Below are 14721 nucleotides of genomic sequence, written 5' to 3'. Positions count from 1 at the left end.
CCCGTCGGCGGCGCTGCGCCGGTGCGGTCGCGGTGGCACACTGGCCGATATGACGAATGCCGCATGGGGCGAGGTCGACCGCTACGTCGTGGACACGTTGATCGGTGACGCCGATTCCGATGTGGCGCAGGCGAATTCCGAGGCGGGCCTGCCGCCCATCGACGTCTCGCCGGCGCAGGGCAAATTCCTGTATCTGCTCGCGCTCTCGGCCGGGGCGCGGCGTGTGCTCGAGATCGGGACGCTCGGCGGGTTCAGCACGCTGTGGCTGGCGCGTGCGGTGGGCTCTCAGGGGCGCGTCGTGACGCTGGAATACGATCCGCACCACGCCGAGGTGGCCCGCGCCAACCTCGATCGCAAGGGGGTGGGGGAACGAGTGGAGATCCGGGTCGGCGCCGCGCTGGACACCCTGCCCGGAGTCGCCGAGGACCACGGCGAGCCCTTCGACCTGGTCTTCATCGACGCCGACAAGGTCAACAACGCCAACTATGTGCAGTGGGCGCTGCGGCTGACCCGCCCCGGTTCGGTGATCATCGTCGACAATGTCGTGCGCCGCGGCGCCCTGGCCGACGGCGACCCCGGCGACCCCGCGGTCCGCGGGGCCCGGGAAGCGCTGCGACTGCTCGCCGACGAGCCGCGGCTCGAGGCCACCGTGCTGCAGACCGTGGGCAGCAAAGGCTGGGACGGCTTCGCCTACGCCGTGGTCACCGGTTGACCGATGCCGAATCGCCGTGCCCGATCCGGTCGGGGTGGTCGGCGAGTTCGGTCCAGAAGTCCACGTACGCCTGTTCGTGGCCGATCCCCAGTTCCAAGATGCGGGAACGGGATTGGGCGCGCACCGTATCGGCCGGATCGATCTCGGCGTGCATGGCGCGGTAGCGGTCGAGCCAGCGGCGGTGCTCGGCTGCCTGGCGGCGGGCGAGGGCGACCACGTCCTCGGGTGCGCCGAGGTCGGCGAAGAACAATTTCACCTGCGCCGGATCGCGTGTCTCCGGCGGCGCGCACTGCGGGTCGGCCAGCCACGCGCGTAACGCCTCGCGTCCGGCGTCGGTGAGCTGGAAAACCCGGCGCCGGCGGCCGGTCTCCTCGGCGTCCTCGTGCAGCAGGCCGCGCTCGGCCAGCCGGGCCGGAATGCGGTAGAGCTGCGCATGCGGCACCGGCCAGAAGTAGTCGACGCTCTCCTCCATGCGCGCTTTGAGTTCGTAGGGGGTGAGCGGTCCGTGCCGGGCGATGAGCCCGAGCACGATATGGTCCTGCGCTCCCAGATCCGGCATGGTCGTCAGCTTTCGGTTCGGCACGTCTCGGTTCGGCACGGCATTTGACACGGTCTCACTGAGACTATAGCTTCATATCCGTCATACCGTATCAATGATACTATTGGAGTGGACATGCGCGCATACGGCATCGAACTGTTCGACCGATGGACGGCGATGTGGAACGGGGAGGTGGAACTCGCGAACCGAATCATGGCCCCGCACTTCACACTTCGCTACGCCCAGCCGGGCGCCGAGGCCTACGACAGCATTCACGACCCGGAGACGTTCGCGCGGCAGATCGCGGCCTTCCGCGCGGCCGCGCCCGGGCAGCGATTCGAAACCCAGGGCGAGGCGGTCGTCGAGATCGACGACCGCCGTACCGGGATCGTGGCGCGGCCCTACGGTTCGCGTCGTCCGGTGGCGGACGGCGAGATCGCGGTGAGCGGCACCGATATCCTGCGCGTCGGGGAGGGGTTGATCGTGGAGGTGTGGTCGGTCTCCGGTGGCACGCAGGGCCGTTCGTACTACTGACCGCCGATCAGCCGTGGCGTGCGGCGAAACCGTCGCACAGCGCCGACAGGCCCGAATGCAATTGCCGCACCGGATCGAGCAGATCGCCGAGTCCGGTGCCTTCGAGGGGCGCCAGCGCGGGCGGGCTCGGCCAGCGCGGGGTGCCCTCCAGAAGTGCTGTCAGCCCGGAGGATTCGTCGTGCTCGTCCTCGCGGGCGGCCAGGATGGTGGCGCTGACCTGCTGGAGGGCGATGCCGGCGATGTAACTCCAGACCTCGAGCGCCATCGCGGTGGCCTCGCGGCGATCATCGGTCAGCTCGAGGAAACCTTCGGTCAGCCAGCCCAGGCACGCCAGGCTGTGCGGGCCGAAGTTGTAGCGCGGCACCGCGAAGGTGAACAGCACCCACGGATGCAGCCGGTAGAGCTGCCAGTCGATATCGGCGGCCGCGCGGACCCGGTCGCGCCAGGTCCAGTCCGCTTCCGGCGCCGGATACGGGTAGCGCCGCGCGACCTCGTCGGTCATATCGGCCAGCAGTGCGTCCTTGTTCGGCACGTGCCGATACAGCGACATCGCGCCCACGCCCATCCGCTCGGCGATGCGGCGCATGGACAATCCGTCGATGCCGTCCGCGTCCGCCAGCGCGATGGCGGTGTCGACGATCGCCGCTCGCGTCAGCCGCTCGGGCTGCGACCGGCTCGAAGAGCCTGGCGTCGCAGGTGAGGGTGGGTGGGAAGGTTTCGGCATCGAAACTCGCTTTCCTTTCTGCGGCCGGATGCGTACGCTGTACCCCGGTCGCGTACGACGTACGCACGAGATGAAGGATAGGTGATGGTCGGCATTGAGACCTCGGCGGCGGCCCATACCGCGCCGAGCGCAACCCCCCGGCGGGCGTGGCTGGGTCTGGCCGTGTTGATCCTGCCGGTGCTGCTGGTGTCGATGGATATGTCGGTGCTGTATCTGGCGATGCCGACGCTGACCGAGCATCTGGACCCCTCGGCCGAACAGCAGCTGTGGATTCTCGACATCTACGGATTCATGATCGCCGGACTGCTGATCACCATGGGCAATCTCGGTGACCGCATCGGCCGGCGCAACATATTGCTCGCCGGCGCAACGGTTTTCGGCATCGCCTCTCTGCTGGCGGCCTTCGCGCCCAGCGCCGGCGTGCTGATCGCGGCGCGCGCGCTGATGGGTGTCGGCGGTGCGACGCTGCTGCCGTCGAGCCTGGCGCTGATCTCGAGTCTGTTCCCCGACGCCCGGGCCCGCGGCACCGCCATCGGCGTCTGGACGGCGTTCTTCGCGGGTGGTTCCGCGGTGGGGCCGGTGATCGGCGGCTTGCTGCTGCACAAGTTCTGGTGGGGCTCGATCTTCCTGATCAACACGCCGGTGTTACTGGTGCTGCTGGCGCTGGGACCGCTGCTGCTGCCCGAACACCGCTCCGCCGGTCGCGGACCGCTGGATCCGGTGAGCGTGATCATGTCCATCGGCGGCATCCTGCCGCTGGTGTACGCGGTGAAACGGGCCGCGGCCGAGGGCGTCGACGCGATCTCGGTGGTGCTCGGCCTCGCCGGTGTCGCGGTGCTGGTGGCATTCGTGCGGCGCCAGCGCACCCTGGCCGAACCGCTGCTGGATCTGAGCCTGTTCCGGCGCGGCCTGTTCCGGGTGGCGATCGGGTCGTCCACCGTGGGCATGATGTCGCTGGCCGGCATGAGCTATCTGACCAGCATGTATCTGCAGTCGGTGGCCGGGCGCGACGTCCTGGGCGCGGCGCTGCTGGGTATTCCGGCGGCGATCGCGGTGTTCATCTGCTCGATGGGTGGCGCCCGGGTGGCGCGCCGGCTCGGCACCCGCGGATCGTTCGTGCTGGCGCTGAGCGCCGCCGCGGTCGGCAATCTGCTGCTGCTCGGCATCGGCGTCGACGGCGGAATCGGCTGGTACATCGCGGGTTCCACGATCGCGGGCCTCGGCTACGGCATCGTGTTCACCCTGGTGTCGGAGGTCGCGGTCTCCTCGGTTCCGGCCGAGCGGGCGGGATCGGCGGTCGGCATCTCCGAGACGAGTTTCGAACTCGGTAACGCCCTCGGGTTGTCGATGCTGGGTTCGCTGGCGGCACTGGTGTTCCGGTCCGGTGGCGATTTCGCCGACACGCTAGGCGAGACGCTCGTGCTCCATCGCGGCGATGCGGCGGTGGTCCATGCCGCGCAGAGCTCGTTCGTCACCGGCATGCACACCGCGCTGGTGGTCGGTGCGGCACTGCTGATCATGATGGCGGTGGCGGCCGCGGCGACCGCGGGTCGCCGGCGCCGGCGCGCGACCGCGGTGGATGCCGCGTCCGCCGCGGCGGGAACGCGCTGACCGGTTCCCGGTCGACGGTGACGATTCCGGCCCGCCGGTGGAGGCGGCCCAATACAGTTTCGGCTGTGACAGATACCGCTTCACCGGGCCGCCCGCTGGCCGAACGGGTCGCGACGCGTTTGTTGTATCCCACGTCGCGGCCCCAGGACGCGGCGCTGCGCGAGGCCGTCTCGGGCCGGGTCGTGCTCGTGACCGGCGCCTCGCACGGCATCGGAAAGGTCACCGCCGCCAAATTCGCCGCCGCCGGAGCCGTCGTGGTCATGGTCGCGCGCTCGGCGGCGGATCTCGACGCTGCGGCCGACGACATCACCGCGGCCGGCGGCATCGCGCACACGTACAGCACCGACCTGACCGATATGGAGGCGGTGGACGCATTGGCCCGCGACATCCTCGCCACGCACGGGCGGGTGGATGTGGTGATCAACAACGCGGGCCGATCGATTCGCCGCTCGATCGACGAGTCCTACGATCGCTTTCACGACTTCACCCGGACCATCGATATCAACTACCTCGGCCCGGTGCGATTGCTGCTGGCCCTGCTCCCGGCGATGCGGGAACGCGGTCGCGGACATATCGTCAACATCTCCACCTGGGGCCTGCGCATGCCGCCGGCGCCGCGATGGGCCGCCTACGGTGCGTCGAAGGCGGCGTTCGACCAGTGGTTGCGCACGGTGGCGACCGAGGTGGCGGCCGACGGCGTCACCACCACCTCGATCTACATGCCGCTGGTGCACACCCGCATGAGCGCGCCCACCGATTTCGGTTCCATGCCGGGACTCACCGCCTCGGAGGCCGCCGATCTGGTGTGTCATGCCGTCGTCGCGAAACCGGTGGAGATCTCACCGTGGTGGAGCGGTCCCCTGCAGGCGTGGACGGATCTGACCCGCGGCCCGATGCAGCGGCTGATGGCCCGCAGCATCCGATTCACCTGAACCGCGTGCGTGGACAGTCGCCGATGGCCGTGCGCGACAACCGGATTCGCGCGAGCACTCGGGATTGTGTCAGCTCTGCAGGAACGCCAGCAGATCGGCGTTGAAACGTTCCTTGTCGCCGGGGACCAGCGCGATACCGTGCGAACCGCCCTCGTAGACGGTGAGCGTGGCGTTCGGGATGATCTTCGCCGCCTTGCGGGCCGTCGCGTCGATCGGCACGATCTGATCGTCGTCGCCGTGCACGATGAGAGTCGGCACGTCGAACTTCTCCAGGTCGGCGGTGAAGTCGGTGTATCCGAAGGCGTCGACACAGCGCACCCCGGCCTCGATCGACTCGTGCATCGCCATGAACCAGAACGCGTCGCGATTGCCCTGGGTGGCCTTGGTGCCCGGCCGGTTGGCGCCGAAGAAGCCCTCGGAGGTGTCGCGCCAGAATTGCGAGCGCTCGGTCAGAATGCCCATCTTGATCTGATCGAACACCTCGTCGGGCACGCCTTCCGGGTTGCCCTCGGTGCGCACCATCAGTGGCGGGATAGCCGACAGCAACACCGCCGAGCGCACCCGGCCGTTGCCGTGGCGGCCGATGTAGCGGGCCAGTTCGCCACCGCCCATGGAATGTGCCACCAGCGTGACATCGCGCAGGTCGAGCCGGGTGAGCAGATCGTTCAGATCGTCGGCGAAGGTGTCGAAGTCGTATCCGCCCCACGGCTGTGCCGAGCGCCCGTGACCGCGGCGGTCGTGTGCGATACCGCGAAAGCCGTTGTCCGCCACGTGTTTCAGCTGATCGTCCCAGGCGTCGGCGTTGAGCGGCCAGCCGTGGATGAAGACCACGGGGCGGCCCGAACCCCAGTCTTTGTAGTAGATGTCGACCTCGTCACGCGTTGTGCACACAGGCATGGACGAACCTCCTCCGCGTGCGCCCGCCGGCCTCGGTCGCGGGCCGTGAGAACGAGACGCGACCTCCAGCGTAGGGTCCGCGACCGAGGCGAGGGGCTACGAATCGGTTACGTCAGCAATCGATCAGCTATCGAATGCTCACGGCTCGAGGACGACTTTGCCGACGGTCGCGCGGTCCTTGAGGGCCCGGTGTGCGGCCGCGGCGTCGCCGAGGGCGAAACGGTGCACCGCCGGGCGCAGCCGCCCTGATCCGGCCGCGGCCAGCGCGCGCGTCTCCAGGGCCGCGATTCCGCCGCCGCGTGCGAGCATGTCCGGGCCCAGAACCGACCGTGAGGTGATACCGCGGGCGGCGAGTTCATCGGGGTCGAATTCCAGCGCGCTATCGCTCCAGCCGAAGACGAGATGGGCGCCGCCGGGCGCGAGCAGTTCGACCGCCGCGCGGCCCGCTGCGCCGCCGACGCCGTCGAAGATCCAGTGCGCGGGCCGTTCGCCGAAGCGTGCGCGCACCGCGTCGGGCCAGCTCGGGTCGGTGTAGTCGAGGGCGAGCTCGGCGCCGTTGGCCGCCACCGTGGCGACCTTGGCCGGACCACCGGCCAGTCCGACGACGGTGAGCCCGGCGCCGCGCAGATATTGCACGAGCAGCGTGCCGATCCCGCCCGCCGCCGCCGGCACCACCGCGAGCTGTTCCGGCTCGAGCTCGGCGAATCCCAGAATGCCCAGGGTGGTTCGTCCCGTGCCGATCATCGCCACCGCCGCGCCCGGATCCAGTGCGTCCGGAATCCGGTGCAGCCGTTGGGTATCCGCGACCGCCAGTTCGGCATAACCGCCCGGCGCTGCGCCGAGGTGGGTGACGACCCGAGCGCCCAGCAGATCCGCGTCGACACCTGAGCCCACCGAGTCGACGACGCCCGCGACCTCCCGGCCGGGGATCGTCGGCAACGGCGGCACCGGATAAGGCCCCGGCAGGCCTCGGCGCAGATGCGTGTCGACCAGGTGAATTCCCGCCGCGGCCACGGTAATTCGAACTTGTCCGGCCGCCGGCCGCGGATCGGGGACGGTCTCGTAGCGCAGGTTCTCGGCCGGGCCGAATTCGTGCAGGCGTATCGCTTTCATGAGCCCAGCCTGCAACCTCGACCATTGTTGAGGTCAAGTGCGCGCGGAACTGTCCGGTCCGGAGCCCACGCCGTGCAGGAGTGTGTCGACCACGATGTCGGCCGCGCGGGCGGGATCGAACTGGGGGAGGTTCTCGGCGGCGTCGACCATCAGCTGTGCCAGCAGCGTCGACACCCAGCCCGCGGGGAGGCCGGGCCGGAGCAGGCCTTCGTCGGTGGCTCGGCGCAGGAAGGTGTCGACCTCGGCGATCAGCGGTTCGCGCCGATCGCGAATGGTCTCGTCGGCCACCAATCTCGCCGTCTGCACCGGCCAGCGGCGGTTGACGCCGATGATCGCTTCGACGTACCGGTGCAGGGCGACCGCCACCGGCGCCTCCCGGAGCCGGGCGCTCGCGATGGCTTCCTCGACCGCGTCGTATCGAGCCTGATAGACGGCCGCGAGGAGGTCGTCGCGGGAGGCGAAGCGGCGGTAGACGGTGCGTCTGTCGACGCCGGCGGCGGCGGCGATGGCCGACAGGCTCGCCGACGGATCGTCGGCGAGCAGCCGGGCTCCGGTGGTCAGCACCAGTTCGATATTGCGGGCGGCGTCAGCTCTCACGGTTTCAATGTACCCATGCAAGCAGCAGATAAAAGAATAATCGCTTCAATGCAGTAGCCTAAACAGAAGTAAGTGCTACATTGATGTAGCAGTTGAAGAAAGTCGGGTCGCTTCGAGGGCGACCGGACGAGGGACGGAGGAACGACTATGGCCGGAACATGGCTGATCACCGGTGCGTCGCGGGGCCTGGGACGGGAGCTGACCGAGGCCGCCCTGGCCGCCGGGCATCGGGTCGTCGCCGGTGCGCGACGCCCCGAACAGCTCGACGATGTGGTGCGGCGCTACGGTTCGCACATCCTGCCGGTGCCGCTGGACGTCACCGACCCGGAGGCGGCCGAGGCGGCTGTACGCGCGGCCGTGGAGACCTTCGGTTCGCTCGACGTCGTGGTCAACAACGCCGGATACGCCGACAGTGCACCGATCGAGGAGATGGCCGCCGACGATTTCCGGGCGCAGGTCGAGACCAACCTGTTCGGCGTCGTGCACGTCACCCGCGCGGCGCTCCCGGTGCTGCGGACCCAGCGGTCGGGAACCTTCGTCCAGATCTCCTCGATCGGCGGACGAGTCGGTGGTTCGCCCGGGCTGGGCGCCTATCAGACGGCGAAATTCGCGGTCGAGGGATTCTCCGAAGTGCTCGCGAGCGAGGTCGCCCCGTTCGGGGTGCGGGTGGTGATCGTCGAGCCGGGCGCCTTCCGCACCGACTGGCAGGGCGCCTCGATGACCATCCATCCGGTGGGTGCCGATTACGAGGCGACGGTGGGCGCCGTCCACCGCTTCCGCCGCGACAACGACGGATCCCAGCCGGGCGACCCCGCGCGCGCCGCCCGCATCATCGTCGAGGTGGCCGACTCCGAGGAGCCGCCTCGCCGCCTTCTCCTGGGCAGCGACGCCTTGGCCGCGGCGCGGGCGGCCGGGCAGGCCCGGGCCGACGAAACCGAGAAGTGGGCCGCGATGAGCGCCGCCGCGGACTTCGCGGCGGCCGGCTGACCGCGCGGTTCTAGGATCGGAGATCGTGCCCGGCCGCAGGAGATGCCCATGAGTCTCGCGATGGTGATGTCGCTCGCCGATTCGCGGCTGCCCATCGGCGGGCATGTGCATTCCGGCGGTGTCGAGGAGGCGATCGCCTCCGGGCTCGTGCGCGACCTCGACACGGTGGCGGCCTATCTGCGCCGGCGGATCCGCACGACGGGCCTGGTCTCGGCCTCGCTGTCGGCGGCCGTCTGTGCGGGAACCCTGACTCCCTCGTCGGCCGAGGCGGAGGCCGACGCCCGCACCCCGGCGCCGGCGGCGCGCACGGCCTCGCGGGCGCAGGGGCGCGGACTGCTTCGGCTCGCGAAACAGGTATGGCCGCACCATGATTGGTCGAGCTCGGGCGTGCGGCCACATCTGTCGACGGTCTTCGGCGTGGTGGGGCAGGCCGCGGCGGTGCGACCGGTGGAGATCGCCGGGGTCGTGGTCTATACGACGATGACCGGAGCCGCCACCGCGGCGCAACGGCTGCTCGCACTCGATCCGGCGGCCGTCGCGGCGATCACGCTGGAGCTGGCCGCACTGTGCGACGAGACCGCGCGCGCGGCCACGATCGGCCCGGCCGCCCTCTCCGACCCGCTCGGTGACGTGCTCGCTCAGCGCCACCTCGACCGCGAGATGCCGCTGTTCGCGTCCTAGCCCACGCGGTGGCTGCGACCGGCCCGTCGAAGACGATCAGGCGGGAGACAGCCGGATGGGCAGGCCGTCACCGGGTTTCGGCAGCGGGCGCAGCAGTACGGGCATGCGGTAGTCCGGATCGACGCTCCATCGTTGCCGGAGCAGCAGTTGATGCATCGCTGCCTTGACCTCCATCCCGCCGAAGTACATGCCGATGCATTTGTGCACTCCGTGCCCGAAGGGCAGATAGGCGTAGCGATGTGATTTGTCTTCGCGCCGCGGTTCGGCGAAACGCTCCGGATCGAACCGGTCGGGCTCGGGCCACAGTTCCGGCATGTGGTGCAGATGCCAGAGCATGACCCCGACCAGGGTGTCGGCGGGAATGCGGTAGCCCAGCAATTCGGTCTCTCGCACGGTTTTGCGGATCACGGTGGGTACGGGGGTGATGATGCGCATCGCCTCCTTCATCACCAGGTCGAGGGATTCCAGCCGGTCCAGATCCGCGTAGTCGATCGCGTCCACCCCGAGGGCGCGAGACTCCTCCCGGCACCGCTCCTGCCACTCCGGGTGGCGAGCCAGGTAGTAGGCCATCGTGGTCATTGTCGCCGTCGCGGTGTCGTGCGCGGCCATCAGCAGGAAGACCATGTGGTCGACGATCTCGCTGTCGGTGAACCGCTCCCCGTCCGGGCCGACCGCATGACACAACGCGCTGAACAGATCGTTGCCGTCGCCGGCGCGTTTGCCCGCGAGCCTCGGGGCCAGATACCGCTCCAGCACCCGCCGCCCGCTCAGTCCCCGTGACCAGCGTGTTCCGGGCACGGGAAGCCGGAGCGCCGCGGTGGTGGCGGCGACGGTATCGGTGAACGCGGTATTGACCCGGTCGGTCTCGGGACCCAGCGGCGTCCCGGTGAACGTGCGGGTCGCAACGTCGAGGGTGAGCTGCTTGATCAGCGGATGGAAGCGCAGGGTGCCGGAGCTGGGCCAGCGCCGCAGCCCGGCCGCGATGGTCTCGTTCATCGGACCGAGATAGCCCGCCAGGCGCTGGGGTGTGAACGCCGACTGCATGATGCGGCGGTGGCGATGATGCTCATCGAAATCCATGAGCATCAGACCGCCGTGGAAGAACGGGCCGATCAACGTCGACCAGCCGGGACCGTTCGCATACGCCTGGTCCCGATTGCGCAGCACCTCGCCGCAGGCGTCGGGGCCCATCGCCTGCACCGATGTCATGCCGAGGGCGCGCGACCACGACACCGGACCGTGCCGCCGGTAGCGGCTTTCGCCGGTCAGGATCGTGCCCTGTGCCAGCTGCAAGGTGTAGCCGATCAGCGGCAGTCCGGAATCGCCCGGCATGCCGGGCACGCCGGCGCGGTCGTGCATCAGCAGAGTCATCGTCGTCTCCCAGGTGTGTGTGTCCCGTGTCACCGGGTAGTCTGATAACGGTCGTTGTCGTTGTCAATATGTGGAGGCGATTGTGGCAGGTACCTACCGGGGCGTTCCCGGGCATGTCCGGCGTGAACAGCGGCGGCAGGTGCTGATCGAGACCGGTTTGGACTGCCTGCACGAGGACGGTCTGGCCGGGATCAGCGTCCGATCCGTATGCAGCCGTGCCCAATTGACCCCGCGTTACTTCTACGAGAGCTTCACCGATCTCGATGCGCTGCTGTGCGCGGTCGTGGACACGGTCGCGGAGGAGATCGTGGCGCGCGGCGTGGCGGCTGTGGCAGCGGGGGAGAGCATCGAACAACGGGTGCGGGGCGCGATCGCCGCCGGTTACGGTGTCGTGGCCGAGGATCGGCGAAAGGCCACCGCGATCCTGATCTGCGCGGCCGGACACGGCCCGCTGCGCGATCGACGACATACGCTGCTGGTCGAATTCGCCCAGATCATCACCGATACCCTGCCGCTGCCGAGGTCGTCACAACCGTCCACGCACGCACTGGCCCTGTTCCTGCTCGGCGGCGCGTTCGACGTGATAGAGGCGGTGCTGTCCGAGCGGCTGGTGCTGACCGGTGAGGAACTCGTCGACGAGCTCACCGTGATATGGATGGCGGCACTGCGGTCCATACAGCCCGCCGGTGCCGACGAGTCGGCCGAGTCGCGGAGCTAGGCGGGGGGCGCCCGGATGTCGGCGCACCCGTGCGCATGTCGGGCGCGGTAACACCGGGTTCACATGAATCGGCCACGATGATCGTCGAGAATCGAGGCCCGAAGGAGAGCTCATGCCGCCGCATCTGATCGATGGCGAACCGCACGATCACGCCCATGACCGCCCCAGGCGGGTGCGGACGCCGGGGGAGCCGGTGCGCATCGGGATCGGCGGGCCGGTCGGATCGGGGAAGACGGCGCTGGTCGCGGCGCTGTGCCGGCAGTTGCGCGCGGAACTGTCGCTGGCGGTGCTGACCAACGACATCTACACCACCGAGGACGCCGACTTCCTGCGCCGGCACGCGGTTCTGCCCGACGAACGGATCAGCGCGGTGCAGACCGGTGGTTGTCCGCACACCGCGATTCGCGACGACATCACCGCCAACCTCGACGCCATCGACGATCTGATCGAGGCGAATCCACCGCTGGATCTGATTCTGGTCGAATCCGGCGGCGACAACCTCACCGCCACCTTCTCCGCGGGCCTGATCGATGTGCAGATCTTCGTCGTCGACGTGGCCGGGGGCGACAAGGTGCCGCGCAAAGGTGGTCCGGGCGTGACGTTCTCGGATCTGCTGGTGATCAACAAGACCGATCTGGCGCCGATGGTCGGCGCCGACCTCGAGGTGATGCGGCGCGATTCCGCGGCGGTGCGCGCGGGTCGCCCGTTCGTCTTCAGTTCGCTGACCGAGGATCCGGCCGCGACACCGGTGCTGGCGTGGGTGCGCGATCGGCTGCGCGCGGCGGCGGCCGCCGATGCCGCTGGGGAAAGCGCTGTTGCGCACTGAGATCCGCATCGTCGCCCGCGCCGGGGCCCGGCCGCGAACGGCGGCGACCGGCGCGCTGGCGGTCCGCTCGACCGGGCCGGATACGCTGCATCTGATCGGTGCTGCGGCCACACCGCTCGGCGGGGACCAACTCGACATCCACATCGTGGTCGAGCCCGGTGCACGCCTGACGGTGCGCTCCGTGGCCGCCACGATCGTGCTCCCCGGCCGCACGACTCCGATATCGACGGCATCATGGACCATCGACATCGGCGCGGGCGGTGAACTGGACTTCGATCCGGAACCGACGGTCGTCGCCGGGGGAGCCGACCATCGTGCGGTCACCACCGTTCGGCTGGCCGCCGATGCCCGGATCCGCCTCCGCGAACGCGTGCAGATCGGCCGCACCGGCGAGGATCACGGCCGCTGGCGTGGCGACCTCGTCGCCGACACGTCCGCCCTGCCGTTGCTGCGCCATCGCCTCGAACTCGGTGCCGGCACCGCGGCCGACGATTTACTGTCGGCCCACCGCGCGCTGTCCAGCGAGCTGCGCTACCCCGACGACAGCCCCGCCTCGACCATCGGTATGGCCGCCGCGGTGCTGCCGCTGGCCGCCGGGGGTTCGCTCTCGACATGGACGGGTGCGCGGCTGTCCGAAACCCCCGCGAACCTTCGCCGTCGAGCCGCCGCAGCGGGGTGAGCGGAGACGTCGGGCTCGGCCCTCGGGCAGGGCAGTCGAGCGTGCTCTGCGGCCGGCGTGAATACACAAGGGCCGCAAGCGCATCGGCTTGCAGCCCTCGGTAGTGCTGTGGTGATCAGGCCGAGTCGTCAGCCCGCCTTCGGCTGCGACGAGCCGGAGGCAGTCGACTCGCTCGTGGCGGAGGACTCGCTCGGACCGGCGGATTCGCTTGTGCCCGAGGCCTTTTCGCCGTCCGGAGTCGGGGCCGCCGACTTCGCCGGCGGTTCGCCCGGTGCGGCGGGAGGCGTCGTGTTGCCGACCTCGGCCTCCACCTCCCGGGCGTCGGTCTCGTTGCCGTTCATGGCCTCGAGCGCGAGCCGGGCGAAGACCCACTGTTCGGTGGCCGCCATCTGCCCGCGGTTGCGGCCGAGGAAGGCGACGAACCACTGGAACACCGTGACGGTCCGGCTGCGGTAGCCGATCAGGTAGTACAGGTGCAGTACCAGCCAGATGAGCCATGCGAAGAAGCCGGAGAACTCCAGCTTGCCGATCTGGCAGACGGCGTTGAACCGCGAGACCGTCGCCATACTGCCCTTGTTGAAGTACTTGAACGGCTTGCGCTGATCGGGGGTCTGCTTCCCGGCGACCTCGGCCTTGATCTGCTTGGCGGCGTAGGTGGCGCCCTGAATGGCGCCCTGCGCCTGACCGGGCACACCGGGCACGGCCATCAGGTCGCCGACGACGAAGACGTTCGGATAGCCCTTGATCGTCAGATCCGGTTCGACCACGACCCGCCCGGCCCGGTCGGTTTCGGTGCCCTTGGACCGTTCGGCCAGCATCTTGCCCAGTTCGCTGGCCTGCACGCCGGCCGACCACACCTTGCACGCCGATTCGATGCGCCGCTCGGTGCCGTCCTTGTCCTTGACCGTCACACCGCGGGCGTCGACATCGGTGACCATCGCGTTGAGCTGGATCTCCACGCCCATTTTCTCGAGGCGGCGCTGGGCCTTGCCGCCGAGCTTGGGGCCCATCGGCGCGAGCACCGCGCCGGCGCCTTCGACCAGCAGCACGCGGGCGTCGCGCGGATCGATGTTGCGGAAGGTGCCGACCAGGGTGCGGTCGGCGAGTTCGGCGATCTGGCCGGCCAGTTCGACGCCGGTGGGGCCCGCCCCGACCACGACGAACGTCAGGAAGCGGTCGCGTTCCTCCTGGGTCTTGGCCAGTTCGGCCTCCTCGAACGAGCCGAGGATGCGGGCGCGCAGTTCCAGCGCGTCGTCGATGGTCTTCATCCCCGGCGCGTAGGTGGCGAACCGATCGTTGCCGAAATAGGACTGCTGAGCGCCGGTCGCGACGATCAGGCTGTCGAAGGAGGTGACGGTGTCCTGGTTGAGCAGTTTCGACGTCACGGTCTTGTTCACCAGGTCGATATCGTGGACCTCGCCCAGGATCACCCGCGTGTTGTGGTGCTTACGCAGCACGATGCGGGTGGCGGGAGCGATCTCGCCGGTGGACAGGATGCCGGTGGCGACCTGGTAGAGCAGCGGTTGGAACAGGTGCGTGGAGGTCTTGGAGATCAGTACGACATCGACGTTGTCGTGCTCGAGATGTTTGCACGCGAACAAGCCGCCGAAGCCGGATCCGATCACCACCACGCGGTGGCGTCGGTTCTCGACAGTTTCGGTTCCCATCAGCGCTCCTCGCCGGACGTTCGGTCTACGACAGGCTCAACGGTAGTCGGCTGCCCGGAGGCAGTCACGACGAGCACCGAATGTCGGCGCGTCCGCACCCCGAGCCCGAGTTTCGGCCCCCGGAGGGCGGGTAT

Annotated in this window: 16 protein-coding genes; 9 read left to right on the top strand and 7 right to left on the bottom strand. The window is 69.2% G+C overall.

From position 1 onward, the window contains the following. The first annotated feature begins 49 nt into the window (after window positions 1–49). A complete protein-coding gene (locus A5789_RS13870; RefSeq protein WP_063018831.1) occupies window positions 50–712 on the top strand; it encodes an O-methyltransferase in 663 nt (220 codons plus the stop codon). Here A5789_RS13870 and A5789_RS13865 read toward each other — a convergent pair. Further along, window positions 702–1271 carry a PadR family transcriptional regulator gene (locus A5789_RS13865; protein ID WP_063910939.1) on the bottom strand — a complete coding sequence of 190 codons (570 nt, stop codon included), beginning with the start codon at window positions 1269–1271 and terminating at the stop codon, window positions 702–704. The two genes, A5789_RS13870 and A5789_RS13865, sit on opposite strands and share 11 nt — an antisense overlap. Before the next feature lie 108 nt (window positions 1272–1379). Here A5789_RS13865 and A5789_RS13860 point away from each other — a divergent pair, with 108 nt between their 5' ends. Further along, on the top strand, window positions 1380–1784 hold the full coding sequence (locus tag A5789_RS13860; RefSeq protein WP_197516608.1) for a nuclear transport factor 2 family protein: 405 nt from the start codon (window positions 1380–1382) through the stop codon (window positions 1782–1784). A gap of 7 nt (window positions 1785–1791) precedes the next feature. On the opposite strand, the gene A5789_RS13855 is transcribed toward A5789_RS13860, so the two are convergent. Continuing rightward, the gene (locus A5789_RS13855; RefSeq protein WP_082940701.1) at window positions 1792–2508 is read right to left on the bottom strand and encodes a TetR/AcrR family transcriptional regulator; all 717 of its coding nucleotides are present in this window, start codon (window positions 2506–2508) and stop codon (window positions 1792–1794) included. Window positions 2509–2592: 84 nt separating this feature from the next. Here A5789_RS13855 and A5789_RS13850 point away from each other — a divergent pair, with 84 nt between their 5' ends. Next, window positions 2593–4119, top strand: coding sequence for an MFS transporter (locus A5789_RS13850; RefSeq protein WP_064906807.1), 1527 nt, complete (start codon window positions 2593–2595; stop codon window positions 4117–4119). Window positions 4120–4184: 65 nt separating this feature from the next. Next, window positions 4185–5051, top strand: a complete 867-nt coding sequence (locus A5789_RS13845) for an SDR family NAD(P)-dependent oxidoreductase (RefSeq protein ID WP_231953377.1) — start codon at window positions 4185–4187, stop codon at window positions 5049–5051. Window positions 5052–5120: 69 nt separating this feature from the next. Here the strand turns inward: A5789_RS13845 and A5789_RS13840 are convergent, their stop codons facing one another. The 3 genes from A5789_RS13840 to A5789_RS13830 form a co-directional block, all read right to left on the bottom strand. After that, complete coding sequence (locus A5789_RS13840) at window positions 5121–5948, bottom strand: alpha/beta fold hydrolase (protein WP_064906808.1); 828 nt, start codon at window positions 5946–5948, stop codon at window positions 5121–5123. Between the two features lie 138 nt (window positions 5949–6086). Beyond that, window positions 6087–7061 carry a zinc-binding dehydrogenase gene (locus A5789_RS13835; RefSeq protein WP_064906809.1) on the bottom strand — a complete coding sequence of 325 codons (975 nt, stop codon included), beginning with the start codon at window positions 7059–7061 and terminating at the stop codon, window positions 6087–6089. Window positions 7062–7094: 33 nt separating this feature from the next. Next, window positions 7095–7658 carry a TetR/AcrR family transcriptional regulator gene (locus A5789_RS13830; RefSeq protein WP_064906810.1) on the bottom strand — a complete coding sequence of 188 codons (564 nt, stop codon included), beginning with the start codon at window positions 7656–7658 and terminating at the stop codon, window positions 7095–7097. A gap of 147 nt (window positions 7659–7805) precedes the next feature. Between A5789_RS13830 and A5789_RS13825 the strand changes: the two genes are divergently transcribed. Together A5789_RS13825 and A5789_RS13820 are read left to right on the top strand one after the other, a co-directional pair. Next, window positions 7806–8645 carry an oxidoreductase gene (locus A5789_RS13825; RefSeq protein WP_063018817.1) on the top strand — a complete coding sequence of 280 codons (840 nt, stop codon included), beginning with the start codon at window positions 7806–7808 and terminating at the stop codon, window positions 8643–8645. Window positions 8646–8693: 48 nt separating this feature from the next. Further along, window positions 8694–9326: an urease accessory protein UreF gene (locus tag A5789_RS13820; RefSeq protein WP_064906811.1), complete on the top strand. Its 633-nt coding sequence runs from the start codon at window positions 8694–8696 to the stop codon at window positions 9324–9326. 36 nt (window positions 9327–9362) lie between these two features. On the opposite strand, the gene A5789_RS13815 is transcribed toward A5789_RS13820, so the two are convergent. Beyond that, entirely contained in the window at window positions 9363–10730 is a 1368-nt protein-coding gene (locus A5789_RS13815; RefSeq protein WP_308248126.1) for a cytochrome P450, read from the bottom strand. Between the two features lie 49 nt (window positions 10731–10779). Between A5789_RS13815 and A5789_RS13810 the strand changes: the two genes are divergently transcribed. The 3 genes from A5789_RS13810 to A5789_RS13800 all read left to right on the top strand — a co-directional run bounded on the left by A5789_RS13810 (window position 10780) and on the right by A5789_RS13800 (window position 12920). Further along, a complete protein-coding gene (locus tag A5789_RS13810) occupies window positions 10780–11415 on the top strand; it encodes a TetR/AcrR family transcriptional regulator (protein WP_146098587.1) in 636 nt (211 codons plus the stop codon). A gap of 112 nt (window positions 11416–11527) precedes the next feature. Then, the gene (ureG, locus tag A5789_RS13805) at window positions 11528–12241 is read left to right on the top strand and encodes an urease accessory protein UreG (protein ID WP_064906812.1); all 714 of its coding nucleotides are present in this window, start codon (window positions 11528–11530) and stop codon (window positions 12239–12241) included. Next, on the top strand, window positions 12231–12920 hold the full coding sequence (locus A5789_RS13800; protein ID WP_064906828.1) for an urease accessory protein UreD: 690 nt from the start codon (window positions 12231–12233) through the stop codon (window positions 12918–12920). Before ureG ends, A5789_RS13800 begins: the two co-directional genes overlap by 11 nt. A gap of 128 nt (window positions 12921–13048) precedes the next feature. Here A5789_RS13800 and A5789_RS13795 read toward each other — a convergent pair whose 3' ends face one another. Next, window positions 13049–14587: an NAD(P)/FAD-dependent oxidoreductase gene (locus A5789_RS13795; protein WP_082940700.1), complete on the bottom strand. Its 1539-nt coding sequence runs from the start codon at window positions 14585–14587 to the stop codon at window positions 13049–13051. Between the last annotated feature and the right edge of the window lie 134 nt (window positions 14588–14721).

The sequence above is a fragment of the Nocardia sp. 852002-51101_SCH5132738 genome (assembly GCF_001665695.1).
In the GTDB taxonomy this organism is placed as follows: domain Bacteria; phylum Actinomycetota; class Actinomycetes; order Mycobacteriales; family Mycobacteriaceae; genus Nocardia; species Nocardia nova.
Note: the sequence above shows the minus strand (reverse complement) of the source record. Positions and strands in the feature narration are given on the sequence as shown.